At 54.0% G+C, this 25,721-nt stretch carries 25 protein-coding genes, 2 pseudogenes and 1 other annotated feature; of the genes and pseudogenes, 5 read left to right on the forward strand and 22 right to left on the reverse strand.

Going from position 1 to position 25,721, the window contains the following annotated elements; all coding sequences use genetic code 11:
- Positions 1–90 precede the first annotated feature (90 nt).
- The 14 genes and pseudogenes from AWJ19_RS23545 to AWJ19_RS23610 form a co-directional block, all read right to left on the reverse strand.
- Positions 91–972 carry a PHP domain-containing protein gene (locus AWJ19_RS23545; RefSeq protein ID WP_068727618.1) on the reverse strand — a complete coding sequence of 294 codons (882 nt, stop codon included), beginning with the start codon at positions 970–972 and terminating at the stop codon, positions 91–93.
- 4 nt (positions 973–976) lie between these two features.
- Positions 977–1,591 carry a GNAT family protein gene (locus AWJ19_RS23550; RefSeq protein ID WP_068727550.1) on the reverse strand — a complete coding sequence of 205 codons (615 nt, stop codon included), beginning with the start codon at positions 1,589–1,591 and terminating at the stop codon, positions 977–979.
- A gap of 53 nt (positions 1,592–1,644) precedes the next feature.
- A pseudogene (locus AWJ19_RS23555) lies at positions 1,645–2,543 on the reverse strand (selenium metabolism-associated LysR family transcriptional regulator).
- A gap of 94 nt (positions 2,544–2,637) precedes the next feature.
- A complete protein-coding gene (locus AWJ19_RS23560; protein ID WP_068727619.1) occupies positions 2,638–3,075 on the reverse strand; it encodes a hypothetical protein in 438 nt (145 codons plus the stop codon).
- A gap of 116 nt (positions 3,076–3,191) precedes the next feature.
- Positions 3,192–4,160, reverse strand: coding sequence for a GGDEF domain-containing protein (locus tag AWJ19_RS23565; protein WP_068727552.1), 969 nt, complete (start codon positions 4,158–4,160; stop codon positions 3,192–3,194).
- Positions 4,141–5,049 carry an EAL domain-containing protein gene (locus AWJ19_RS23570; RefSeq protein WP_068727621.1) on the reverse strand — a complete coding sequence of 303 codons (909 nt, stop codon included), beginning with the start codon at positions 5,047–5,049 and terminating at the stop codon, positions 4,141–4,143. The genes AWJ19_RS23565 and AWJ19_RS23570 overlap by 20 nt, the downstream gene beginning before the upstream one ends.
- A gap of 197 nt (positions 5,050–5,246) precedes the next feature.
- Positions 5,247–5,510, reverse strand: coding sequence for a YlbG family protein (locus AWJ19_RS23575; protein WP_039872590.1), 264 nt, complete (start codon positions 5,508–5,510; stop codon positions 5,247–5,249).
- A 42-nt stretch (positions 5,511–5,552) separates the two neighbouring features.
- Positions 5,553–5,990 (reverse strand): YlbF family regulator, encoded by a 438-nt coding sequence (locus AWJ19_RS23580; protein WP_068727554.1) that lies wholly within the window; start codon positions 5,988–5,990, stop codon positions 5,553–5,555.
- Positions 5,991–6,063: 73 nt separating this feature from the next.
- Positions 6,064–6,336, reverse strand: a complete 273-nt coding sequence (locus tag AWJ19_RS23585; protein ID WP_068727558.1) for a hypothetical protein — start codon at positions 6,334–6,336, stop codon at positions 6,064–6,066.
- Positions 6,327–6,959: a helicase-associated domain-containing protein gene (locus tag AWJ19_RS23590; protein WP_068727559.1), complete on the reverse strand. Its 633-nt coding sequence runs from the start codon at positions 6,957–6,959 to the stop codon at positions 6,327–6,329. Before AWJ19_RS23590 ends, AWJ19_RS23585 begins: the two co-directional genes overlap by 10 nt.
- Positions 6,896–7,966 carry a hypothetical protein gene (locus AWJ19_RS35385; RefSeq protein ID WP_068727560.1) on the reverse strand — a complete coding sequence of 357 codons (1,071 nt, stop codon included), beginning with the start codon at positions 7,964–7,966 and terminating at the stop codon, positions 6,896–6,898. Before AWJ19_RS35385 ends, AWJ19_RS23590 begins: the two co-directional genes overlap by 64 nt.
- Positions 7,963–9,660 carry a DNA repair helicase XPB gene (locus tag AWJ19_RS23600; RefSeq protein ID WP_068727563.1) on the reverse strand — a complete coding sequence of 566 codons (1,698 nt, stop codon included), beginning with the start codon at positions 9,658–9,660 and terminating at the stop codon, positions 7,963–7,965. The genes AWJ19_RS35385 and AWJ19_RS23600 overlap by 4 nt, the downstream gene beginning before the upstream one ends.
- 106 nt (positions 9,661–9,766) lie before the next feature.
- Positions 9,767–10,198 (reverse strand): CBS domain-containing protein, encoded by a 432-nt coding sequence (locus AWJ19_RS23605; protein ID WP_068727565.1) that lies wholly within the window; start codon positions 10,196–10,198, stop codon positions 9,767–9,769.
- Positions 10,199–10,276: 78 nt separating this feature from the next.
- Complete coding sequence (locus AWJ19_RS23610) at positions 10,277–11,446, reverse strand: M20 family metallopeptidase (protein WP_068727567.1); 1,170 nt, start codon at positions 11,444–11,446, stop codon at positions 10,277–10,279.
- Positions 11,447–11,621: 175 nt separating this feature from the next.
- Between AWJ19_RS23610 and AWJ19_RS23615 the strand changes: the two genes are divergently transcribed.
- Both AWJ19_RS23615 and ftsW read left to right on the forward strand, forming a co-directional pair.
- On the forward strand, positions 11,622–11,969 hold the full coding sequence (locus tag AWJ19_RS23615) for a YugN family protein (RefSeq protein WP_068727575.1): 348 nt from the start codon (positions 11,622–11,624) through the stop codon (positions 11,967–11,969).
- A pseudogene (ftsW, locus tag AWJ19_RS23620) lies at positions 11,966–13,212 on the forward strand (putative lipid II flippase FtsW). Before AWJ19_RS23615 ends, ftsW begins: the two are co-directional and overlap by 4 nt.
- Positions 13,213–13,291: 79 nt before the next feature.
- Here the strand turns inward: ftsW and AWJ19_RS23625 are convergent.
- Positions 13,292–13,657 (reverse strand): Asp23/Gls24 family envelope stress response protein, encoded by a 366-nt coding sequence (locus AWJ19_RS23625; protein ID WP_019911482.1) that lies wholly within the window; start codon positions 13,655–13,657, stop codon positions 13,292–13,294.
- 152 nt (positions 13,658–13,809) lie between these two features.
- On the opposite strand from AWJ19_RS23625, the gene cax reads away from it, so the two are divergent.
- Positions 13,810–14,880 (forward strand): calcium/proton exchanger, encoded by a 1,071-nt coding sequence (cax, locus tag AWJ19_RS23630; protein ID WP_068727577.1) that lies wholly within the window; start codon positions 13,810–13,812, stop codon positions 14,878–14,880.
- Between the two features lie 92 nt (positions 14,881–14,972).
- On the opposite strand, the gene AWJ19_RS23635 is transcribed toward cax, so the two are convergent.
- The 6 genes from AWJ19_RS23635 to AWJ19_RS36845 all read right to left on the reverse strand — a co-directional run bounded on the left by AWJ19_RS23635 (position 14,973) and on the right by AWJ19_RS36845 (position 19,943).
- Positions 14,973–15,275 carry a YlaN family protein gene (locus tag AWJ19_RS23635; protein ID WP_068727580.1) on the reverse strand — a complete coding sequence of 101 codons (303 nt, stop codon included), beginning with the start codon at positions 15,273–15,275 and terminating at the stop codon, positions 14,973–14,975.
- Between the two features lie 148 nt (positions 15,276–15,423).
- Positions 15,424–15,669 (reverse strand): HPr family phosphocarrier protein, encoded by a 246-nt coding sequence (locus AWJ19_RS23640; RefSeq protein ID WP_039872573.1) that lies wholly within the window; start codon positions 15,667–15,669, stop codon positions 15,424–15,426.
- Between the two features lie 114 nt (positions 15,670–15,783).
- Positions 15,784–16,899 (reverse strand): aminopeptidase, encoded by a 1,116-nt coding sequence (locus tag AWJ19_RS23645; RefSeq protein ID WP_068727582.1) that lies wholly within the window; start codon positions 16,897–16,899, stop codon positions 15,784–15,786.
- A gap of 94 nt (positions 16,900–16,993) precedes the next feature.
- The gene (locus tag AWJ19_RS23650; protein WP_128083679.1) at positions 16,994–17,836 is read right to left on the reverse strand and encodes a hypothetical protein; all 843 of its coding nucleotides are present in this window, start codon (positions 17,834–17,836) and stop codon (positions 16,994–16,996) included.
- 161 nt (positions 17,837–17,997) lie between these two features.
- On the reverse strand, positions 17,998–18,804 hold the full coding sequence (locus tag AWJ19_RS36840) for a sensor domain-containing diguanylate cyclase (protein WP_347231147.1): 807 nt from the start codon (positions 18,802–18,804) through the stop codon (positions 17,998–18,000).
- Positions 18,687–19,943 (reverse strand): hypothetical protein, encoded by a 1,257-nt coding sequence (locus tag AWJ19_RS36845; protein WP_241781859.1) that lies wholly within the window; start codon positions 19,941–19,943, stop codon positions 18,687–18,689. Before AWJ19_RS36845 ends, AWJ19_RS36840 begins: the two co-directional genes overlap by 118 nt.
- A gap of 449 nt (positions 19,944–20,392) precedes the next feature.
- Here AWJ19_RS36845 and rpsD point away from each other — a divergent pair, with 449 nt between their 5' ends.
- The gene (gene rpsD, locus AWJ19_RS23660) at positions 20,393–20,992 is read left to right on the forward strand and encodes a 30S ribosomal protein S4 (RefSeq protein ID WP_068727586.1); all 600 of its coding nucleotides are present in this window, start codon (positions 20,393–20,395) and stop codon (positions 20,990–20,992) included.
- A gap of 51 nt (positions 20,993–21,043) precedes the next feature.
- Here the strand turns inward: rpsD and tyrS are convergent, their stop codons facing one another.
- Positions 21,044–22,297 (reverse strand): tyrosine--tRNA ligase, encoded by a 1,254-nt coding sequence (gene tyrS / locus AWJ19_RS23665; RefSeq protein WP_068727588.1) that lies wholly within the window; start codon positions 22,295–22,297, stop codon positions 21,044–21,046.
- Positions 22,298–22,354: 57 nt separating this feature from the next.
- Positions 22,355–22,611, reverse strand: a binding site (T-box leader).
- A gap of 139 nt (positions 22,612–22,750) precedes the next feature.
- On the opposite strand from tyrS, the gene AWJ19_RS23670 reads away from it, so the two are divergent.
- Positions 22,751–25,684 carry a transglycosylase domain-containing protein gene (locus tag AWJ19_RS23670; protein WP_068727589.1) on the forward strand — a complete coding sequence of 978 codons (2,934 nt, stop codon included), beginning with the start codon at positions 22,751–22,753 and terminating at the stop codon, positions 25,682–25,684.
- Positions 25,685–25,721: the final 37 nt, after the last annotated feature.

Raw genomic sequence — 25,721 nt, forward strand, 5'->3', positions numbered from 1 at the left:
ACTTCCTGCGGTTCGGCTTTTCTATTGGACGCTATTCCAGTCAATAGAGCAGCTGACAGTTTCATAGATCTCGTGATGCAGCTTTCAAGGTTATCTGCGGTCACCTGCAGCATCACGGAGCTGCTTCAGCACATCCGCAGGCACGCTTACGCTGCCCAGATCGCCATGGAAAATGATACCCTGGCGCGCACCGTGAAAATCCGAGCCACCGGTAACCAGCAGCCCGTATTGCTGTGCCATCGCCGTATAACGTGCAGCATCTTCAGGACTGTGATCCGAGTGATGCGCTTCGATGCCGCGCAGCCCGCTGCGGGCAATAATGCCCCGCACCAGCTCATCATCGCCGTAAATGCCGGGATGAGCCAGCACGGGCGTTCCGCCTGCTTCAATAATCCATTCACAGGCTTCCTCCGGTGTGATGCGCGGTGGTGATACATAGGCTGCTGCGCCCTCAGCAAGATATTTATCAAAGGCATCTCGCATGTCGGCAGCAGCCCCAAGCCGCACCAGCTCATCGGCAATATGCGGCCTTCCGATGCTCTCGTCGGGCTTCAATGCACGGCCGAGATTGGCAAGCACCTGCTCCAGTGTAATATCAATACCAAGTTCACGCAGCCTGGCCAGGATCGCTTCGTTCCGGGCAGCCCGCGTATCCCGCTGGGCTGCCAGCCTGGAGAGAAACTGTTCCTGTTCAGTGTCTATATAATAGCCCAGAACATGTATCTCCTTGCCTTCTGCACGGGTGCTGATCTCTACTCCCGGTACGACAGTAATGCCGTATTTCCGTCCTGCCTCCAGCGCTTCCGCAACACCGCTGACCGTATCATGGTCCGTGATGGCTACGGCCGACAGCCCTTTATCAAAGGCGATCCGTACATTCTCCGCCGGCGGCTGCATGCCGTCCGAAGCCTGCGTATGCGTATGCAGGTCGGCATATCCCAGCAGACCGGTCCGGCCGGTTTCTTTTAACATAATGTCATCCTGCTGATTGTCCATCTCTGCCACCCCGTTGTTCTAAAGTAGGTACGCTGTTCATGCTATCCCATTCCTCACGGAGAATTCCCATCTTGACTGCATCGAAATATTCGCCGCGGACAATCCGCGCTTTGCGGATCTGCCCCTCCAGTGCCATACCGCACTTGGCGGCCAGTCCCATCATCCGTACGTTGCCCGACCAGGTGGCGATGCCAAGGCGGACAGTATCAAGTGAAGCAAACAGATAAGCCATCCACATTTTGAATGCCTCGGTTCCGTAGCCGCCTGACCAATAACGGGAATCAAAAATAGTAATCCCGATCTCGAGCCAGTCCGTTTCCTCCGATACCCAGTATCTGTTGACCGTGCCTTTGAGCGTTCCGTCTATTTCAATTACCAGCCTTGACCGCGGCTTGTCGGTCCGAGTCACTGCCAGCACTCCACGGTAGCTCTCTGCAAATTCCTCAAAGCTCTCTTCTTCCAGCGGGTAAAACGGACCGTCCCACTTCTGAAACTCCTGATCCTCAGCCTCATAGTAGTGATAGTAAATGGTCCGGAGATCCTCTTCAACCAGATCTCGCAAAATCACCCTGTTTCCCTGCAGCCGTACACCCATATCCTATTCCCCCGCTTTATCCTGTCTTGTTCCACAAGCCGGGCCCTGCTGTACTACCGGTCGTCCTTATGCTCACGCAGATAAGTCAGGAAGGTGACTGCCGGGATCGGTAGCAGCGTTGACTTCAGATGAATGGCATAGAACTGCCGCTTGAAGGAGGCATCGGTAATATCGACAACCTTGAGCAGCCCCAGCGCTACTTCATGCTTGACCGAGGACGTAGAGATAATCGTGATGCCCAGCCCGGCTTCTACCGCCGATTTTACCGCACCCGTACTGCCCAGCTCCATGACGATTCTCATGGCTCCCGGATCAAGGCCTTTGTCGCGCAGCTGCTCCTCCATCACAATACGGGTACCGATCCCTGTTCCCGCAGGACAAACGGGTATTGCAGCGCATCTACAAGGGTAACCTCCTCCTGCTCGGCCAGCGGATGCCCCCACGGTACGATCAGCTTCAGCTCATCCCCCATCACCGGCTCCAGCATCATGGCCGGATGGGCTACCGGCGCTTCAACCAGCCCGAAGTCCAGCTGATGCTTATGAATCTCCTCGATAATCTGTGAGGTATTCATAACCTTCATGTTAATAGAGATATTCGGATAATCTTTGCCGAACGGCCCAAGCAGGCGGGGCAGCACATATTCGCCGATGGTCAGGCTCGCCCCGAGCTGCAGCCGCCCCTCCAGCATATGCGTGAACGCCGACATGGCCTGATCCGCTTCGCGGATCAGCTGAATGCTCCGCCGTGCATACGGCAGGAGCACCTGTCCCGCTTCCGAGAGCACGATCTTCTTGCTCGAGCGGTCAAACAGCTTGGTGCCAAAATAATCCTCCAGCGCCTGCACCTGCATCGTAACCGCAGGCTGTGTCATATGCAGCCGCTGGGCGGCTGCCGAGAAGCTCCCCTGCTCGGATACCGTATAAAAAATATGAAGCTGATGAAAATTCATGTATTCAGGACTCCTTCAATGCTGTATAGATCGATCTTTTTATAAAAAAGGCATGCGGTCCTCGGCCGCATGCCTTTTTGCGTACTGCTGCGCGCTATCTGCGTTTGCGGCGCTTCTTCATCAGCTTCATCCGGCGGGAATTCCGCAGACGCGAGAAGTAGCCCTGCAGATCACGCAGCTGTGGAGTCGCCGAGATCCGCCCCAGAAAGGAGACAATCACCATCACGTGCAGCGGCCGGCCGGACAGGCTGGTGACACCCTCCAGCTCCTTGAACTCTGCAATCACAACGGTATCCTCATCGATCAGATAGGCGTTGTATTTGCTCTGCAGATACGGCTTGATCCGGTTCTGCTTCAGGCATTGCCACAAAAAAGCAGCGGGCTCTAAACCGGCATCTCCTTCACGGCTGACCCGGTCCGCATAGCGGCTCTGCGCGTGGCTTGTTATGACAATATCAGCGACCCTGTAGTCATTCAGCATGATGTGAAAAGGCTCATATGCCCCCCACCAGTCTAACCCTTTGCCATGCATCATCATCACTCTCCACCGGAAGGGTCTAGGGCATGCTCTTATTGTTGTCAATCTTACCGCATTGACGCAGCTTGTTCAAGCATGCCGCTCCGGACCGGCCGGTATCAGGCCTGTAGTCAGTGGCTCACTTTGCTCATTGCAAGGTCAGAATCATCCACATAGCTGCTCCCCTTGATCTTCTTGCATCTTTTTTTGAGCCGTGCCGCCTCCTCGGACAACGCCTCAATTGAAGCAAACTGCCGGAAACGGTTGGTCACAACCGCAACGGAGATCGAGACCAGCGGAATCTTTTCCATGCCGCCTGAACGGCCTTCGGTCAGAACATACTGCTGTGCCAGATGGCCCGGATGATAGAACTCTTTTATAACCTGCTCAAATTCCCTGATAATGGCCCGGCAGCAGTCCTCAAACTGGTAGTCGTTAATAAAAATAATAAAGTCATCCCCGCCGATATGCCCCAGGAACCCTTCCAGCTGCAGGGCGCAATGCTTCAATATCTCCGCAGCCGCCTGAATCAGCCGGTCTCCCTCTTTAAATCCGTACGTATCGTTATAAGCCTTGAAATGATCAAGATCTATGTATAATACACTGAATTGATCCTGCAGCAGCGACTTTACCATCCATTCATTGATACTCAGATTGCCCGGCAGGCCGGTTAGCGGATTAAGAAAGCTGGCTGCCACCGCCTGAATCTCGGCAAAGTTCAGCAGCAGGTCGCGCACGCTCACCGCACCAAACAAACGCCCCTCATGCGTAACGAGCACATAGTCGTAGAGATTCTCCTCGCTTCTGTCCATCGCCAGCCGGCTGACCTCCGTAATCCGTGTCTTGTAGTCCACCACAAGCGGATTGCGGTCCATGACCAGCTCCACTGCCCTGCCCATATACAGCGTATAGCCATACAGCGTTCCGATCTGCTGATAAAAGCGGATGCGCATAATCAGGGCTACGGCTTTCCCGTTTTCCGTAACGGAAACACCCTGCAGCCGGGGATTGCTTTTGAAAATCTGATCTACATATTCACATTTATGATGTGGGGAAATCTCCGGGATTTGCTCCGCAATTTCACCGATTTGAAGAAACATAGCCATAGGCTCCCCTTCCAGCAGCTTTAATAGGCTCTACAGGACAGCTGCCCTGTACCGGAAGCTGCCCCGGCCTGCCCAGCGCATAACCTTGCCCGAACTCAATGCCCGCCCTCTGCAGATATACAAGCTCCTCCGCTGTTTCGATGCCTTCTGCAATGACTTTGGTGGCTGAACGGGCCGCATACTCCCGGATCAGCTCCAGCAGCTCCTGCTGTTCCCGGCAGCCATGGATGCCCCGGATCAGCGACTTGTCCAGCTTAATGAATTCCGGCTTAAGGTATACCAGCGTTTTGAGGCTGTTATAGCCTGAGCCTGCATCATCAACTGCTATGCGGAAGCCCTGCTCACGGTAGTGGGACAGCACCTTTTCAAAGCCGATATAATCCTGTACAGCCTGCCGTTCAGTCAGTTCAAACACGACACGCTCCGGGGACAGCCCAAGCGACTGCAGCAGGGCCAGCGTCTCTCCGCTCTTGTGGCGCGTATCATTCAGCACCCCAGGATGGACATTGATGAAGACTAATGTGCCGCTGGCACGGTCCTCCAGAGGCAGCCGTTCCATATACCTCAGCAGTGACATCCTCCGGCAGTTCTGCTCAAAGCGGAACATCTGGTCCGTCCGCCCGGCAAATTCATAAAAGTGCTCTGTGGTCGGAAAATAGGCTGAGGACGGAGGACGGTTCAGCACCTCATGTCCGACTGTATGACCGGTACGCAGCTGCAGAATCGGCTGAAAATACGTATCCAGACGTTCATTGTTCATGATATCCAGCAGGGCGGATAACTGGCCGAGCTCCTGCAGCTCTCCCTTAAGCCTGACATTCAAATGCTGAAGATACCTGGGAATGGATTTTATCTTGTGGGACAGCGCCCGCTCTTTGCTCATTTTGATCACCTGTATGCCTGTCTTCGTGAATTTTATCACTCTTAGCACAAGCATATACGCAAAGTATTAAGCGGTGATTAAATATCCTGCCAAATATCGACAATCGTCCACTTTATTTATGGCCTGTTTCTGTTCAAAGCAAAAAGCAGACGCTTAGAGCGCCTGCTTCCTGATACCATTCCGCCTATGAACTTATCCTACAAGCCGTAATAACGTGACTTGTCCTGCCCGTTGCTGGTGTATTCCGTCTTCAGTTCATTGCGGTAGGATCTTTCGATCTTACGCACATATGAGAGTCTGCGGACGTTCTTCATCACTTCTTCCGCACGTTCTGCGTTCACATACATTACCGCATAATGCATCCTCCGGGAGACATAATGCAATGTTCCGTATTTCTCAAGGTTGCGTGCCGCCTTGACATCGCTGACCCATACGATATATCCTGTCCGTTCCGCAAACATAAGCTCATCCGCCCTTTCGTTCTCTCCCCTGCAAGGGGCAGCTTATCCGCAGGAGCACTTGCCTCCGCTGCCGCATCCGCCCTTTGGCGACGGATCATTGCTTGGCACCTTGATGCTCTCCGATACCGAGAAAGCGATCGCTTCCGACATTGAGTGTAAAATATCGTCCAGCGTCGCCTCCGCCTGCTTGAAGCGGACGACCTCTTCGAACATCTCAAGCTCCTTCTCGACTGCTGTCACTTCGTCCTTGGCCATATGGTAATTCGGGTGAAAATGCCCGAAGCGTTGTGTCTCCTCAAACAGCTCCTTCTTGCTCTGCAGCCGTCTGACCATGGCCTGGATTTCGGGATTGGCGCTTACGCGCCCCTTCCAGTATAAATAATCCGACACTTCAGCGGATTGATTAATCATATCGCCTAATTCATAGGCGTATGTCAGCACTTCGGCCATATCGACCGTATTCAATTCCGCTACGCTCATGAACGTCAACTCTTTTCTGTACTGATGTTCTACAGTAATGTGTAGACTATCCTATCATAACATAACCAGTCACCTAAGCAGAAGAAGAATTTCTCAGCTCCTGCGGGAGCAGCAGCTTCATTTCCTTCCAGTCACCCGGCGCCAGCTCTGCTTCTTCACACTGCCCGGTTCCGGCAGGCATCAGGCCGCCGGCGACCCTCCAGGGATGCCCGCGGAGCTGCTCAGGGATGAAATCACAGATTTCCCCGTCTATAGACAAGCGGACCTTAATCCCCCACCGGAAAGCCTGTTCCATCACCTTTTGAGCCGTAGTTGTATGGTATTCTCTCCATTCCCTTACCCACATCTGCGGAATGCTGTCCTCCCCTGGAAGCAAGGGCTCTCCTGCCCCGTCTGACGCTGCCGGCACTGTCCGCAGCACAGTCCTGCTTCCGAACAGGCCGGAAGCGCCTTCCGGTGAAGGGAGTACATAAGCCGACCCGGCGCAGGCGGCGTCATCAGGCAGACACAGCGGATGTGCCTCGTCCCGTTCCCCGGTTCCGCCGATCTGCCGCGGCGGCGCCAGGCCGGCTGCCGCCAGCTCCCTGCGCACCTGTTCTGCATGGCCCTGCTGCACAATGAAATGAAGCGGGCGATCCGGGTCAGGCTCTCCCCGAGCCGTGGATGCGCTGCAATGTCGGCAGCGTCCGCCTCATCCTGGCAGACAAGCAGGATGACCTGTGACCAGGCGGTCCGGCCGATGCTGCGCGACCACTGGGCAAGGGACTGCCTGACCTGATCAGGCAGCCCGCCGCGGGCATGGGCGGCAAGCCAGCCGGCCACCTCCTCAGGAGGCAGCCCCCGTTCGGCTGCCTCCTCCAGCCCTTCCCGGCTCAGCCGGAAGCTCCATATCCAGTCGTCTATATTCAGCAGCTGCGCACAGCCGGCAAGCCCCCAGCGAAGCCGGTAGGAGACATCCGGAAGAACCAATACCTCAAAATCCGGCTGGATGATAAAACTCCCTCCAGCTGCTTCGCCAACGGGTAAGGGATGAGCGGAACCGGCGCCGGGGCCGGAAGCCTGCAGCATCCCGGCGGCAGCACCGGCTTGTGTCCGGTCCACCGGAAACAGATTTCTGCGCTGCCCGTCATTCCCAGCTCACACCAGCCAAAGCCGGCCATGCACTGCAGCCAGCTGAGACACCCTTGCTGCAGTATCCCTGCTTCCTTGCCGGCAGCAAGGCCGGTCTGCTGCATGAAACTCAGGAGACTGCTAAGCGTATACCAGCTGCCCGGCATAAAAGCAGGAGACGGCAAAAGATAGCGCAAATGCTGCAGGGCAGGCTCCTCAGCAGGATAACGTTCCAGAATCACACTGTACAAATGGCTTGTCATTTGTGATTCATCAAGGTCCAGCCAGCTCTGCAACAGATCCTGCTCCAGCTGATAGGCTTTATCCCCGGCCCTGACCAGTCCGAGCGTTAACGCAAGATCCAGGAGCACCGTAACAGGAAGCGGCACCGACTCATAGGCCGGAGATCCCGTGAATACCCCCTGCAGATGCCTGTCCTGCACAGGCAGCAGGGCAGCCAGCCGGCCGGAATGCTTCTTGTGGATACCGCCTTTGGCAGTCAGCGGAAGCCCCTCCTGGCGGATGAACACCAGCGTCCGGAACAGCTGCGCCGCCAGTCCCGCCTCAGCCGGCCACTCAACGGCCACGTGTTCACCTGTCACCGGCTCAAGCTTGCAGGCGAAATACTCCTGCTGGACCGCCGCCAGCTGCCGCGGCGGAATCTGGAACAACTGCTCGCCCCACACCTTCTGGCGCAGCTCAACCAGCCCTGCCCGGCGCAGCTCCAGGATGGCCAGCTGCAGCTCAGCGCGGCAGAGTGTTTCAGGACGCAGCCGCTCGGCCTTCTCCGCTGCGAACGGCCTGTCTGCATAAGCGGCACATATCCGGCCCAGCACTTCCAAGGCAGATGGGCTCAGCGTCATCATGACATCGCCTCCTCCGGCGGTCCGGCCGCTTTAACCGCATATTCATATCCCTGCTCTGTCAGGAACAGGCGGCGCCGCAGTGCAAATTCCTGTTCACGGCTGTCACCGGTAACCAGGGTATAGAAATAGGCCCTGTTCTCGCCCTGCTTGGGACGCAGAATCCGGCCCAGCCGCTGCGCCTCCTCCTGGCGGGAGCCATAGGCGCCCGAGACCTCGATGGCAACCGAGGCATCGGGCAGATTAACTGCAAAGTTGGCTACCTTGGATACCACCAGCACCTTAAGCGTACCCTCGTTGAACGCGGCATACAGCTCGTTGCGTTCGCGCTGCGGCGTCTTCCCGGTTATCAGAGGTGCATTCAGGCAGGCGGCCAGCTCATTAAGCTGATCCAGGTACTGTCCGATTACCAGCACCTTTGAGCCTGCATGGGCCGCAATGATCCGTGCAGCCGCCGCAGCCTTGGACGGATTGCCGGCCGCAAGCCGGAACTGCTCTTTGCTTCCGGCATAGAGATACCGGCTTCGCAGATCCGGATTCATAGGCACGACCAGCTCCACACATTCGACGGAGGCGATCCAGCCCTGCTGCTCCAGTGATCTCCAGGGCAGCTCATAGCAGCGCGGCCCGATCAGCGAGAAGACATCCCCCTCGCGGCCGTCCTCCCTGACCAGCGTTGCAGTCAGTCCCAGACGCCGCGTCGCCTGAATATCGGCGGTAGCCCGGAATACCGGAGCGGGAAGCAGATGGACCTCGTCATAGATAATCAGGCCCCAGTTCCGTTCATTGAACAGGTTCATATGGACAAAATTCTCTCCTTTGGAGCGGCGGTGCGTCAGCATCTGATAGGTGGCCAGCGTGACAGGCCGTACTTCCCGGCGTTCACCGGTATACTCCCCGATCTCACCACACGTAAGGCTGGTCCGCTGCAGCAGCTCCTCCCTCCACTGTTCAACCGAGGTTGTGTTGGAAGTCAGGATCAGCGTCTCGCATTGCAGCTTTTCCATTACCGCCAGACCAACGACCGTCTTGCCCGCTCCGCAGGGCAGGACAACGACACCGCTGCCGCCCGTTCCGTAAAACAGACGGACTGCTTCCTCCTGGTACGCCCGGAGCCCGAAGTCAGCCTCATTGCCGCCGGCAGTCTTGGCCCCCTCCTGTTTCCAGACAAGGCTCAGCTCCTGTCCTTCCCGGTAGCCGGCATAATCCAGCACCGGGTACCCCAGTCTTGTCAGCTCCTGCTTCAGCAGCCCGCGGCAGCCCGCAGGGCATAAGCATTCCAGCGCACCGCTTCTTTTCAGGTGAAGCGCGTCCAGTCCGGAGCAGCCTTCGAGTTCATCCAGCAGCGACGCGCTGTCGGCCCGCAGCAGCACCAGCCGGCTGTCGGCTGCATTGGCATGCAGCGTTAGTCTCCCGTACCGCGTAATCAGTCTGCCGATTTCTTCCTCCAGCCCGGCCGGAATCCCCCATCTTGCCAGGTTCCGCAGACTGGCGATAATCTGCTCCGCCGTCCTTCCTCCTGCTGCAGCGTTCCATAAGGACAACGGAGTGATCCGGTAGGTGTGATAGGCGGGGAGGCTTTTTACAAGCTCCGCATAATCTGCAAGCTCTTTACCTGCGGCCTCGAATCCCGGATGTCCGCATTCCAGCAGCACCGTCTTGTCTTTGCGGGCAATACATGCCCCGGATCCGTTCATAGCATCGCCTCCTGTCTATTGTCACTGTAAGCTGTTCTGAAACAGACAGACAGGAAAAAGCCCATCTCCGCATTGCTGCGGATATGAGCTCCCCTTATTGCCCTCTTCAATGCAGCTGGCGCTGCGAAATTTCACTCAGCGCTTCTCCCGCTTCGTCGGCAAAGATTCGTTTTACAGCCAAATCGCCAAGCGATACCACACCGATCAGCTTGCCGCCGCGTGTTACCGGCAGGCGGCGGATTTGTTCCGAAGCCATCAGTTCAGCGGCCTCATCTACAGTAGCGTACTCCTCGATGGAGACCACCTTGCTGCTCATCACGGTCTCCACAGAGGAAGAACCCGGGTGCTTCTCCGCGTACCCTCTGAGAACCAGGTCCCGGTCCGTAATAACCCCGATGAGCTTTCCTCCCGCTTCCGAATCCACTACAGGAATAAACCCGGTATCGTAGTCTCTCATTTTGACGGCAACTTCATAGACATTGTCCAGCAGCGTAACCGCTGCAGGCTGCGATGTCATCACTTCCCGGACTGTTTTCACAAAAGAACCTCCTGTCTGCTCCGTAATATACGGAAGTAGGTTCCCCTCATTCTGGCGAATTATGCACTGTCAGAACAATTATTCATTCAGGCAGGAGTCAGCAAGTGCCACCAGCAGTCTGGCGCCGTGCAGCATCGCATCCTCATCAAAATCAAATTTGCTGTGATGATGCGGGTATACGGCATTTTTATCCGGATTCCCTGCGCCTACAAAGATAAAGCAGCCGGGAATCTCCTTGACATAATAAGCGAAATCTTCAGCCGGCATGATTTTTTCCATTTGTATAACCTGTACTGTATCCCCAAGCGCTTCAGGGGCAACCCGGAAAAACCGGCTGAACTCCGCTTCATCATTGACAAGCGGCGGATACCCCATCAGGTAATCCACCTTGGCTTCCGCCCCGTAGACCGCGGCAACCGCAGCCGCCATCTCTTCAATTCTGCGGCGGATCATATATCTTGTCTCTTCATCAAAAGCCCGGACAGTCCCTGTTATCCGGCAACGCTCCGCAATGATGTTCTGGGCTGTACCGCCCTGGATCGTTCCGATGCTGAGGACAGCCGGCTGCAGCGGATCCACACTGCGGCTGACGATGGTCTGCAGCTGGGTTACCAGCGCCGCGGCAGCTACAATGCTGTCTACCGTACGGTGGGGCATCCCGCCGTGTCCGCCTTTCCCGGTAATATCAATGAAGAACTCGTCCGCCGAGGCCATCAGCGGGCCCGGCGCACTGCCGACCGTTCCCAGCGGCAGCGGTGTCCACAGATGCAGCCCGTAGACGGCATCCGCTCCCTCGAGCACGCCTTCGGCGATCATGTCCTTTGCCCCGCCCGGACAGATCTCCTCCGCCGGCTGGAACAGGAAGCGCAGCTCACCCTTGAGCTCGTCCCGGCGGGCGCTGTAATAGGCCGCAGCTCCAAGCAGCATCGCCGTATGCCCGTCATGCCCGCAGGCGTGCATAACGCCGGGGTTCTGCGAAGCATATTCGCTTCCGCTCTCCTCTGTGATGTTGAGCGCATCCATGTCAGCACGCAGCACCACCGTCTTGCCCGGGCTGCCCCCTTTGAGAATTCCGGTCAGTCCGTAACCGGCTTTGCTCCGCCTCACCTCTATGCCAAACGCGGCCAGCCTGGCCGCCACAAAAGCCGATGTTTCCTTCTCTTCGTACGACGGCTCCGGATGACGGTGCAGATGGCGGCGCCATTCCACCATGTCCGGAAGCAGCTGTTCAATCTCTCTTTTATCCATTACGGTTCCATTCCCTTCTCCCGAGTGTTTATATTGTAGCAGAATCGCAAAAAACTGTGTATCTGCAGAGCCGGTCTGCCTTGCACAACCCCTGGAAACATACTATCATGAGGAAGAACATCTATAATATTGCTACGAAATTATCATTATACTTCACAAGGGGGATATGTGCGCTATGATATTTGAGAACACTGGCCTCGTAGGACTGCAAAGCGACCTTCAGTATCTGGATGAAAGTGCGGCCAAAGCCGGATTTATCCGCTGGCAATGGGAATACTACAGGGCTACTTACGATTGTAAGATTGAGGATCACCAGAACGGCGGCGAATATTTCCTTCGGATTAACACACGCGCCGTCGAAGGCAAGCTGGAAAAGCCCGATGCCGTGCTTGCGATTGAAGCCGTTTACCTGGGCAAGGCCACCTTTCCCCATGGCCTGGAGTACGAATCCCCGGTCCCTCAGCCCGTACTGGATAATGCAGCACAGCGCATTCTTGAGCTGAAAGGACTGCTTGAAGCTTGAACACCGTAAAAGGAAAAACCAAACAAAAAAACAGCCTGCCCAAAAGAGGCACACCCGATTTCCAGCTGCTCATCCTGACTCTGCTGCTTGTAGGCTTCGGACTCGTCATGGTGTTCAGCTCCAGCTCCAGCCTCACGCTGGCCAGTGAAAAGTTCGGAAACGATCCGCTGTACTTCCTTAAGAATCAGATCCAGTGGGTTGTGGTCGGCAGTGTTGTAATGTTTACTGTGATGAATATCCACTACAGCAAATTCAAGAAATGGTATGCCCCGATCTTTTTGCTTACGCTTGTTCTGCTGCTGCTGGTAGCCTTCACTGAGCGCACCAACGGCGCCAAGAGCTGGTTCAACATCGGTGGCCTCGGCATCCAGCCCACGGAGCTGCCAAAATCTCCATTATTCTGTACCTGTCTGCGCTGATAACCAAAAAGGGTGAGCGGCTGCGGGATTTGCGCACAGGCTATATCCCGGTCATGATCATTGTCGGTATTGTCGCAGGTCTTATCATGATGCAGCCGGATTTGGGCTCCTGTCTTATCCTTGTAGCAACCAGCGGACTCGTCATTTACGCTGGCGGCGCCAGTATGAAGCATATTATCGCCTCGATTGCACTGCTCGTGCTCGGCGTGGGTATTGTCATGGGTGCCAAGACTGCTATAGACTCCTTGTCGCCGCAGACAGCCACAGTAGCAGCAGACAAAAATTACAAGATGGACCGCATCGAGGCCTTTCTTGATCCTTTTAAGGATCCTGAAGATGGGGGTTACAATATCCTCCAGTCCCTGACGGCACTGGGAGAAGGCGGTACAAGCGGCGCCGGCTTCGGGCAGAGTATCCAGAAGCTTCATTATCTGCCCTACCCTTATACAGACTTTATATTCGCCGTTATCGGCGAGGAGCTGGGCTTCATCGGCACGGCTGTTTTCCTGCTAGTCTATCTGTACTTTATCTGGAGGGGAATCATGATTGCCCTCAGGTGCACCGATCCTTTTGGTACGCTGGTCGGTATCGGGGTCATGGGGCTGATCGCCATTCAGGCCTTTGTCAACATAGGCGGCGTCACCAAGACGATCCCGCTTACCGGGGTCACCCTTCCGTTCATCAGCTACGGCGGATCTTCACTGGTCGTAACAATGTTCTGCATGGGCATTATGCTAAGCATCTCGCGTGAAACCAACCGTCCGGCCAAAGAAGAGGTCACCAAATCTGTAACCACCGTCAGACAGGTACGCGCCAGCCGCTAAATCTGCCTCTTCAAGCTTCACAAGATACAAAAAGGCAGTCCGGAAAGCTAATTCCGGACTGCCTTTTTACATTCTTGGCTTACGAGATTTCGTCATTCTTAAAGGCAACGCCTTCTACTTTTACATTGACCTCAACAATATGAAGCCCTGTCATGCTCTCTACCGCTTCACGCACGTTCTGCTGCAGCATCCGGCAGACCTCATGAATCGGTGTCTCGTACAATACGATAATACGCAGATCCACTGCAGCTTCAAGCTGTCCGACCTCGACAGTGACGCCCTTCTGCACATTTTTGCCGCTGAGGCGCTTGGCCCAGCCTTCGGATAAGCCGCCTGACATGGCCGCTATACCCGGAGTCTCCAATGCCGCTAGTCCGGCAATTTTTGAGACGACATCATTGGATATCCGTATGTTTCCCATTTCAAGTTGAAGTTGTTCCGCCATGCCATATCCCCCCTACACTCATTATCAATTATTGTAATTCGAAAACAGGCTAAAAAGCAAATGACTTCTGCAGCACCGTTTACACTCTGGTTTAATTTGGGTATATTGAAATATGAATTTAACCTACATACAAAGATCGGGGTGTGTTTCACTTGAAAAAATGGATTTCTCCGGCGCTGCTGATTATCACTTTTATCTTAAGCGCAGTCGGACATTATGCGGACTGGGATCACACGCTGCAATTCGTGTTATCCGCAGTTGCGGTTGTTTTTGTAGCCGGCTTCCTCGGACGGGCAACCGAAAGCGTAGCCCACTATGCCGGACAGCGGCTGGGGGGCTTTCTTAATGCCACCTTCGGAAATGCCGCAGAGCTGATCATTGCCTTCTTCCTGGTCAAGGAAGGGCTGTTTGACATGGTGAAAGCAAGTCTCACCGGCTCCATTATCGGCAACCTGCTGCTGGTGCTGGGCCTGAGCATTTTTGCAGGGGGAATGAAGTTCAAGGTTCAGAATTTCAACGTCACCCTGGCCGGACTCAACGGCTCACTGATGATCGTGGCAGTTATAGCCCTCTTTGTTCCCGCCATGTTCTTTAACACCCACTCCATCACCGAGCGGGACACGGATGTGCTGAGTCTTGTTGTGGCGGGTCTGCTGATTGCATCTTATATGGCGTGGCTGATCTTCTCCATGATTACCCACAAGAAATATCTGGCCGATGTAACGGATGAAAGCGCAGAGGAGCTTCCTAACGAGCATGCTCCTGCCTGGTCCAAGGGCAAGTCCATCCTGTATCTGATTCTGGCTACTGTAATGGTCGCTTTTGTCAGCGAATGGCTGGTCGGCACGCTGGAGACGCTGACCGAGCGCTTCGGCTTCAGTGAACTGTTCGTCGGTGCGTTCCTGGTCGCTATTATCGGGAATGCGGCTGAGCACAGTGCGGCAATTATGCTGGCTATGAAGAACAAAATCGGGGCTGCAGTAGAGATCGCTGTCGGCAGCAGCCTGCAGATCGCTCTGTTCGTAGCACCTGTCCTCATCTTCGCCAGCTACTTCCTGGGCAATACCATGGACATCGTCTTTACGACTATAGAGATTGTAGCCATCGCCGTCTCTGTGTTTATAGCCAAATCAATTATACAGGACGGTTCCACCAACTGGTACGAAGGGCTGCTGCTGCTCGCGGTCTATATGATTCTTGGAGTCTCCTTCTACCTCGTATAGGCTCATTCTCCACCATTTCTGTACAACAAAAAAAGCACATGGGCGGTCAATAACCCTCATGTGCGTTTTTATGAACAGATGGAAGCTTCAGCCTAATTCCCGCGCTCTTCCGCCTTCTTGTTCAGCGCCTCGTACAGTACAGCCAGATTACGCTCCAGCTCACTCAGTACCTGCTTACCTGTATACTCTGGTACAAGCCCCGCCCTGACCGCAAAATCGACCTCTCTGGAGAAGCCGTACATCTGGGTATCCAGCACTTCCTCATAGAGAGGGCAGTAACGAGTCGCCAGATTCTCCATCTGCACTTCGATGAGCTTCTGAATTTTATCGGCATCTTCTTGTAGAAGAGTAATTGCTTTAAGATTAAGCTGTTCCTGCAAATCCGATGAAGTCATGCATTTTCCCCCCCATGTCCAAAAGTTACAGCTGTTACTGCTATTTAGTTTAATATTAGTCGAAATTGAGATTCAATACAAGAATTCAGTTTCGCGACTGCAAAAAAACGCCCTGCCGCATAGGCAGGACGTCTTTGAGGCTGATAGATTACTCAGCAACAACAGTAAAATTCAGACCGTGCTTGGAGAAAACTTCGCTCATTGCTTTCTTTGCTTCTTCGGCATCAGTGCCGTGAACATGAAGTTCGTAGCTTTGACTGGAAACCAGGGTTGTAAACAACCCAAGGATACTCTTAACGTCAATGTACTTGTTGTCCGCCTGAAGGACGATTGATGAGTTGAACTGGCTTGCCGTTTGGGCAATATCCACGATTGCCGCATTGTTACTGGACATAGGAATCCCTCCGCAACTTGATTAGAAAAACTTAGTTCGTTTGTTCATTTGTAACCAACTCCATGATACCTTGAATCCGCTTACTCGCGCAAGGTGTTTTCTGTTGATTACATTTTATTTCAGGTTTTCAGGATTCAGACCATCAAGCTCCGGAATCACGAAAATTCCGTCCTTGCGGATCAGCACATCATCAAAATAAATCTCCCCGCCGCCGTACTCGGGACGCTGGATCAGCACAAGATCCCAGTGGATCGAGGAACGGTTGCCGTTGTCGGTCACATCATAAGCCTGCCCCGGAGTGAAGTGAAGGCTGCCGGCGATTTTCTCATCGAACAGAATATCCTTCATCGGGTGCAGGATGTACGGATTGAAGCCGATTGCGAATTCACCGATATGGCGTGCGCCGTCGTCGGAATCAAGAATTTCGTTAAGGCGGGCAGTATCATTGCTGGTCGCTTCCACAATTTTTCCGTTCTCAAAGCGGAATTTCACATTTTCAAAAGTGATGCCGTTATACAGCGTGGCCGCGTTATAGCTGATCGTCCCGTTAACGGAATCGCGGACAGGGGCGCTGTAGACTTCACCGTCAGGGATATTTTTCTGGCCGGAGCATTTCTCCGCACCGATTCCCTTGATTGAGAAGGTGAGCTCTGTTCCGGGACCTGTGATCCGCACCTTGTCTGTCTTCCGCATAAGCTCCGCAAGGGCATCCTGGGCTTTGTCCATTTTGGCATAATCCAGGTTGCATACTTCAAAGTAGAAGTCTTCAAAAGCTTCAGTAGTGGTGTTGGCCAGCTGAGCCATGCTCGCGTTAGGATAACGCAGAACTACCCATTTGGTATGCTTAACCCGCTGCTCGCTATGTACCGGATGAGAATAGAGTGAATTGTACAGCTTCATATTTTCTTCCGGCACATCAGCCAGATCGTTGACATTCTCGCCGGCGCGGATGCCGATATAGCAATCCATCTGCTTCATGCGGTTCAGGTCGATCTCAGCCCAGGTTTTGATCCCTTCCGGGGTGGCATATTTAAGCATGCTGCGCAGGACGGTGCGGTCAGTCAGCTGGACAAAGGCATGGCCTCCGGCTTTGCCGACCTCCTCCACAACAGCTTTGATCAAATCTCTTTCACTGCCGATCATCTCGACCAGCACATTTTCGCCAGGCTGCACGTCTACGGAATACCCCACAAGGTTTGCCGCCAGCTTTTGAATTCTCGGATCCTTCATCCTGCTCTCTTCCTTCCTCTTACATAAAAATGGCATACCGTTCTATTGTAGCACGCCCTCTACTCAGCGCAAGCCTTCTGTGTCAGGTAACGTTCTATTGATAGCCGTAAAAATCCACCTTGGTCACATACGCTTCCCCGGCTGCGGGATCTGTCATCCCCGGATAACGGATGGTCCGCGTCCAGGTCAATCTCTTGGGCAGGCTATGCCTGGTGTCCACCTTCATAAAATAGACTGAGGTCACTTCAGCTTCATCTAACCGCTGTTCAAGCTCCCTGGATTTCTGTGTCCAGAGCGTATTCATCGCTTCCCTGACCTCAGCAGTCTGCCCTGCAGATTCAGCGTCTGACTCCTGCCGGATTGCCTGCATTTCCCGTTTTAGCTCCTCAGACAGCTGCCGCTTGGCTTCATCAGGACTTAACCTGATCCGCAGCACCCGGGTCCCTCCGGATGAACCGGATTCCTCAGTCACCTGCGTGTCCGGCTTTTGCAGCTCCTCCAGCTGCCGCAGTGGGTTGAGTCCGGCAAGCCTGCCGGCTTCACCGGATTGCTGAGGCAGCCACTCTCCGTTCTTCTTCTCCAGCTTTGTATAGAAGGAGGGAGCGGACGCCTTGCCCCGGCCTAACTTTTTCACGCCTTGCACATTTGCCGCCCTGGTCTCCCCCGCCTCATCCGGAAGCAGGGAATACAGGCTGATCCGGGTATGGTCCTGTACTTTGCCTCCATAATACAGGGCAGACTCCGGTACAGGCTTCCCCGCTATCAGCAGTGCCGCCGAACCTTCAAACGTAACGGCATCTTTTCCGTCCATTCCGGCCAGAGCCAGATTCAACTCCTCCGCGGCCGGCTTGCCGCCGGGCATTGTGCAGCCGCTGAGCAGCAGCAGAGCCAGAACCGCCGAGAGCTTTTGCTTATGAGACAAGACCGGTATTTTCATGGCACCCAAGCCTTTCCTGATCGGTTATCTTTCTAGGTTCTCCTTCTATCACAGGCTTATGCACTATAAACCCAAAGTGGGGTTTAACATGGAAGCTGGATCCGGTACTTTGCAGAGGCCGCATTCTTATCTATCAAAAAAGAACCCTTTGGGCCTGTGGCCTAAGGATTCTTTATATTTACATCCGAATTTTTACCGTCAATCACTACCTGGTTCCGCCCGTTATTCTTTGCCTCATAAAGCGCCATATCCGCTCTGTAAAAGAGCGACTCCACGCTTACCCGCTCATCCGTCCAGCTCCATTCTGCGATTCCGCAGGATACAGTGACCCGCGGCTCCGTCTCACCCATCACCCGCTTGCGGATCCGTTCAGCCACGAACCGGGCCTGCTGGATACCAAGCTGCGGCAGATAAACCGCGAGCTCCTCACCGCCCCACCTCGCTGCTATATCACCTTGCCGGATGGAAGATTTGACAATTTCACTTACCTGCTTCAGAATTTTGTCACCCTTCTGGTGACCGTATGTATCGTTCACCATCTTGAACTGATCGATGTCCACTACAACCAGTGTTCCGCAGAAGTCCTTTGTCTGCCGCTCCTTAATCTCTTCATCCAGGTAGTGACGGGCGTACAGGCCGGTCAAGCTGTCCCGGTTCGCCAGATAGCGAACCTCAGCATGCAGGCGGGCATTGCCGACAGCGAGTCCGATGTGGCCGGCCATCGCCTGCAGCAGACGGAAGCTGTCATAGGAGAAGTAATGCGGCTCGCGGTGAGTCAGCATAATCGCGCCCCGGACCTCTCCGCCCACATTCAGCGGAGTTGCAATCACCGACTGCGACTCCGTTGCGGTCATAAGCCGGGAAGAAACGCCTGCGGTATTGCTGTATTCTGATAAAATAAGCGGCTCACCCAGTGCATATACCTGCCCGCCCAGTCCCTTGCCTGTTTCGATGATCTCTCCGCGCAGCGCGGAAAGTTGCAGGCGATCGCTTCAAGCCCGCCCTTCTCTTCATTAAGGTGCAGTATACAGCAGTAATCGGCGCCGAACATCTCCAGCAGCTCTTCAAAGGCGTATTGGAAAATGTCCCCGAGACGCAGACTCTGATTGAGGCGCTGGGTCAGCTCATTGCTCATGCGCAGCTCGCGGATCAGCTGGTTCGAGCGCTCATACAGCTTGGCGTTTTCGAAAGCTGTTCCTGCAGTATCAGCGATCATGGTCAGAAAACGGAGATCTACATCCGGGAAGGACGGCTTGTCCAGCATCATGTGAAATACGCCGTATATCCCTTGCTTGCCGCCAAGCGGCAGGCCGATCTCTACAGAATTATTATCACGCCCGGCATGCAGAGACACGCGCCCGTCCTTGAATGCCTTTGCGCAGACATCGTCCATGCCCCAGCTCAACGGCAGCGGTTTGACCTGCGGGTGGGTGCTGCGGTGATCCTGGGACATAAACAGCTCCAGCCGCGCACCCGGATACATTGCCGATATGCTGTCGATCACCTCGGTCAGCACAGCGTTGACGTCAATGTTGTCGTGCATCCGCTGAACGATCTGGAACAGCAGGGATCGGCGGCTGCTTTCCCGCTCGGCATGCAGGTGGACGCCTGCCAGATCAGAGACAAATACATGCTCGAACCTGCGGTAAAAGCAGGTCTGGTAATGCATCGCCATCGCTTCCGCCGTATGCCGTCCGCCCTGTTCGTATTGCTCAGCCGGCATTGCACAGCCAAGCAGGGCGAAGATTTCACCTTTGCTTCTGGTAAACACAGGGATCACCAGCAGCTGCACCCCGGAACTGCCCGCCGGAACTTCTGGGGCGAATGTAACAGGCTCCCGTGAGTCTAGGCTGCCGGCTGCGCCCTTTTCCCACTCTGTTCTCCAGAGCCCGCTCTGCGCACCGGTTCCGTCAGCCGCTTCAATCCATTTTCCTCTATAGTTAAGCACACACCAATCCCACAGCTTCGCAAACGGAGGTACATTCAGCCCCCGCCATTCTCTGAAACTCTCTGCAAGCAACTGGCCTGCGTACGGGAAATCATAGGATACGATATCCGTCTCCCTCAGCCACGCGGCGGGATCACCTGGGTCTCCGCTTGATTGCATTGTGTCCTGCAACAGCATACGTGTATCTTTCTGAACGCATGCTTCCTGTTCCGACATAACTAGGATCCCCTTTGCATCTCAAATTAAAATATATCCGATAACATCTAATTAGCTATATTTTACTCCCTTTCTTCCTGTAATGCATTATATTTTCCTAAAACCCGGGATTTTTTTTAGGACCAAAGAACTAACGACAAAGATAGACAAAATCTTATAAAAGAAGAACTTGACTTTGCCTGTTGTTTTCATATAATATTTATTGTTGAACAAGACTGATAAGAAGTCTTACTTGGGCGTAACGTTGTGTCACCCTCACGCATCCCGTTACTGCCAGGGCAGCGGCTGAACTTCCCCGGCAGAGTGAAACCAAATACACGCTTTCACGAAGACGGTTGCGGCACAAATAGGCCCTACCATGAAATTTCAATTATAAAGGAGTCTACTTTAATATGGCACGTTACACCGGACCTAAATTCAAACTCAGCCGCCGTCTGGGCATTTCCCTTAGCGGTACAGGCAAAGACCTGAAACGCCCTTTCCCTCCGGGACAGCATGGCGCTAACCAACGCAGAAAAGTAAGTAACTACGGAATGCAGCTTTTGGAAAAACAAAAACTCCGTCACATGTACGGTTTGGGCGAGAAGCAATTCCGCACATTGTTCTCCAAAGCTCAGAAGCTCCAGGGTATCGCGGGCGAAAACTTCATGTTCCTGCTCGAAAGCCGTCTGGACAACCTGGTTTACCGTCTTGGATTTGCTAACTCCCGTGCAGGCGCACGTCAGCTGGTAGCCCATGGCCACGTAACTGTAAACGGCAAAAAAGTCGACATCGCTTCTTACCGTGTAAGCGTTGGCGATGTAATCGGTCTTCGCGAAAGAAGCCGTTCCATGAAGTCCATCAAGGAAGCTCTGGAAAACCGCAATCACCTTCCAGCTTACCTGGAATATGCTGATGCAGCATTCGAAGGCAAATATGTTCGTTTGCCAGAACGCGCCGAGCTGTCCCAGGATATCGATGAAAAGCAAATCGTCGAGTTCTACAACCGTTAAGATTGGTTCGATCAAAGCCTCCGGTTCTCCGGAGGCTTTTTTTGTAGTCTTCTACATCAGATTCAGCCTGGCGAACTTGCGCTTTCCTACCTGAATAATATCCCCATCCTGCGGACTGACCTCTACAGCCTGCTCCTCCAGCCTTATTCCATTAAGCTTCACTGCCCCCTGCCGGATGCTGCGTCTGGCCTCACTATTTGTCTCCGCAAAACCGAGCAGCGTCAGCAGCCTAACCAGCTTAAGGGTACCGTTCTCCAGCTCTGCGGCAGCAAGGCTGTAGGTATCTATCTCCTCCGGCAGCGCACGCTGTTGAAAGACCGTAACAAAATGCTGCTGTGCGGACTCTGCCGCTTCTGCCCCATGGTACATCCGGACCAGCGTATGGGCCAGACGCATCTTCACATCCCGCGGATGGGCAGTTCCTGAATCCAGGCTCCGCTCCAGCGCCGCCAGTTCCTCATTACTGAGATCGGTCGCCATTTCGAAGTATCTCAGCATCAGCTCATCCGGCACAGACATTGTTTTACCGTACATTTCATCCGGTGCTTCATCAATGCCTATGTAGTTGCCCAAGCTTTTGCTCATCTTCCTGACCCCATCGAGGCCTTCAAGCAGCGGCATAAGGACAACAGCCTGCGGCTCCGCCCCGTATTCCTTTTGCAGGGTACGGCCCATAAGAATATTGAACTTCTGGTCTGTGCCGCCGATCTCGATATCCGTACTGTTCACCACCGAATCCATTCCCTGCATAAGCGGGTAGAAGAACTCATGCACACTGATTGCCTGCCCGGCCTGGAACCGCTTGGTAAAATCATCCCGCTCCATCATCCGCGCCACCGTTACTTTTGCCGCCAGATTGACAACCTCAGCAAAGTCCATGGGAGTTAGCCAATCCGAATTGAGAAGCAGGCTGGTTTTATCCGGATCAAGAATTTTGAAAATCTGCTGCCGGTAGGTTGCCGCATTGCGCTGAACTTCCTCCTTGCTGAGCTGTTTTCGCGTCTCGGATTTGCCTGTAGGGTCTCCGATCATTCCGGTAAAATCCCCGATAATCAGCTGCACCTGATGACCGTACTGCTGAAACTGGCGCAGCTTGTGCAGAACAACAGTATGCCCGATATGAATATCAGGTGCCGACGGATCAAGCCCCAGCTTAATGTTGAGCGGCACCCCCGTTCCCACTGACTTCACCAGCTTGGTTTTCAGTTCCTCCACCGGCACGATTTCCGCTGCACCGCGAACGGCCGTTTCCAGCTGGCACTCCACCTCCCGCTGCTGCGCAGGGGTCAAATCTTCCCAATTCATACCATGTCCTCCTTCAAATTGTCCCAGTTGAATGCAAAAAGAGCCTCTGCTCATCCCTAAAGGGACGAGCAGACGGCTCGCGGTACCACCCTAATTAAAGATCCCCGCCATGAGAGAAGCAGCAGCAGATCCTTCACTTCATTATCATAACGGGTATGCCCCGGTTCCGGACTACTGGCAGGCCTCCAAAGCACCCGTGTTCCTCCGGACAGCTCCAGACTGTAATTCAAAGGGGCCTGGTGCCGGTTCGCACCACCCACCGGCTCTCTGAAACACATGGCTTACCTTCTACTGATGTCCTTCAACGCTTTTGTCCGTATCCAATTTAAGTAATTTTATACCATGTAAGGATTCTAAAAGTCAACAGTTCCTTAAACTTACTTTCCGGCAGAAGCGCATTCAAAACCGGCAAATTGTGCTATAATAGTTCCGTTAAAAGGAGGATTATCGTCGATGGTTGAGGAGAAAAAGAAGAAGACCGCAAAACAGCGTCCCCCGCGCAGATCCTGGCTCCGCAGGTTCGGTTCAGTCGTAAAATGGATGTTCATACTCGGCATCCTGGGCCTTCTGTTTGCCGGCGGTGCCGTGGCAGGCTATGTCACTTCGATTGTGAAGGACGATCCTGTACGCTCAGAGGAATTGATTCAGCAGCAGGTCAGCCAGAACGCCATTACCGGCTTTGCTTATTTCCGTGACGGACAGCCGATAGGCCAGCTCCGTACCGAAGAAGACCGCAGGCTTATTGAATTTAATGATATTCCGCAGCTGGTGATCGATGCCGTTCTCGCCATTGAGGACAACAATTTCTACGAACATGTAGGAATTGATTTCAGCAGCACCCTGCGTGCCGTCAAGCAGAAGCTGCTTAACGAGTCCGTCCAGACCGGGGGCAGCACCCTGACCCAGCAGCTGGCCAGACGTGTATTTCTTAACCTTGACCGCACAGAAGACCGTAAGGTCAAGGAGATTTTACTGTCACTGCGCCTGGAGCGTTTTTTATCCAAACAGGAAATCCTTACAGCCTACCTTAACAAGGTTCCCTTCGGAAACGGCTCCAATGGCTACAATGTTTACGGTATCAAGGCAGCAGCCAAAGGAATATTCGGGCTGGATGATCTCGACAAGCTCAATGTCGCTCAAGCCGCTTACCTGGCCGGGCTTCCCCAGCTTCCCTCCAAGTATTCCGCCTTCAACGGCGTAGGTGAATTCAACGAGACGGCCTTCGGCCGGGCCATGGAGCGCCAGAAGCTTGTGCTGCGCCGGATGCTTGAAGAGAACAAAATCACGACATCACAGTACAATGAAGCGCTGCAGTTTGATATCCAGGCTTCTCTGGCTCCGCATACGAAGAAAGCTTATGCCACCTTCCCTTACCTGATGCTGGAAACAGAGCGCAAGGCAGCGGAAATTCTGCTGTCCCTCAATGAAGACAAGAATGATACAGAAAGCACGGAGGGCGCTGAAGGTTCAACAGCCTCCGGCAACGACACAGTCCTGCTTGAGGAAGCACGTCAGCAGCTGATGACCGGCGGTTACCGCGTATACACCACAATTGACAAAAAAGTATACAGCGCCATGCACAGCATTTCGGAAGACAGTGATAATTTTACGAAGGACAGTGAATCAAGAGGCAAGGAACAAACGGCCGGTATGCTGATCGACAACAAGACCGGGGCCATCCTTGGAATGATAGAGGGCCGTGATTTTAATATTGAACAGATGAACTATGCCACGCAGATGATCCGTCAGCCGGGTTCTACCATGAAACCGATCGCAGCCTACCTGCCTGCGCTCGACAGCGGTCTGATCCAGCCGGCCAGCATCCTGGACGATGCCCCGATTATCCTGAAGGACGGCACCAAGGGCTTTCATATTCCAAAGAATGCCAACAACCGCTATCAGGGGCTTGTTACGGCCCGTTACGCTCTTAACAAATCACTCAATCTGCCGGCTCTGAAGCTGTTTAACGACAAGGTCGGCATTGAAGAATCCTGGGCTTTTACCAAGAAGCTGGGGATAACCACTATTCAGGATGATGATTACCATGCGCAGACCGGGGTTATCGGCGGTCTCCGCTACGGAGTATCCGTCGAGGAATTAACGAACGCCTATTCTTCAATCGGCAACAACGGCGCTTTTAATGATGCCTACATGATTGAGAAGATCGTCGATTCCCAGGGCAAAATCATTTACCAGCATAAAGTGAATCCGGAGCAGGTGTTCTCTAAGCAGACGGCTTATCTGATGACAGACATGCTGCGGACTGTCATTACAGAGGGTACAGCTTCCACCGTAAAAAGCACTTACAAACACTTCAAGGAAGTGCCGATTGTCGGTAAAACCGGTTCCACTCAAAACTATGGCGATGTCTGGTTCATGGGTTACACACCAGATGTAACACTCGGCATGTGGGTCGGCTACAAGGAGCAGATCAACACGCTTCAGGGCGATACCCAGAAGCGGCAGGCCCAGACACTGTGGGCCAAGGTCATGAACGCCGTAATCGACAAGCAGCCGGATCTGTTTGTAACCAAGGAGTTCGCTCAGCCTGAAGAGATAGTCAAGAAGACGGTCTCGGCATACAGCGGCAAGCTGCCGACTGATCTGACCGATAAGTTTACAACAGACCTGTTTAATGCCAAATATGTGCCGCAGGGCAGTGATGACGGCATCTCCAAAGCTAAATACATTACCTACAATGGTGTGAACTACCTGCCGCTCGAAGGTACACCAGACGATTTCCTCAAGGAGAAGATCGTCGTCAAGCGGGAGAAGCCGATTCAGGATCTCATCAAGGAGCTGCAGGCAGCCTTCGAGGGGATGAAGGAGCATGAATCGCTGCAGTATTATCTGCCTGCGGATGCCAAAACCGACTTCCCGACCGAGGTTGACCCGCGTGTCGATGATGGTACGGCTCCTTCACCTCCCGGCAATGTCAGTGTCTCCTATAGCACAGGTAAGGCTGTCATTTCATTTACCGCAAGCGGCTCGCCGGATGTTGTAGGCTACCGCCTGTACCGTTCCCTGAACGGAGGCGCCTTCCAGAAGCAGGCGGTCATTTCTGCAGGCGAGAGCACCGTCTTCAAACCGGGCACACCGCAGAATGTCAACGCCACCTTCTATGTCACAGCTGTGGACGTAGCAGGGCATGAGACAGCTTCAGGCAGTGTTGCCGGCGGCGCTGCCCCGACACCAGAGCCGACGCCAACCCCCGATATCCTTCCGGGAGCAGAGGCTACACCTGAAGGCGGCCAGCCGTCTGACGGTACTGTAGAAGATCCAGGTATGATCATCATAGAATCGCCGGGCAGCGAAGAAGTACCTACCGGCGGCGTTAACAACGCAACCGGCGGCAACAGTAATGCCGGCTCCGGCAATGCCCAATAAGATATCAAACACAAAGAAACACCGGTTCCCGCTGAAT

It is taken from the genome of Paenibacillus sp. DMB5, from assembly GCF_001517085.1.
In the GTDB taxonomy this organism is placed as follows: domain Bacteria; phylum Bacillota; class Bacilli; order Paenibacillales; family Paenibacillaceae; genus Paenibacillus_AQ.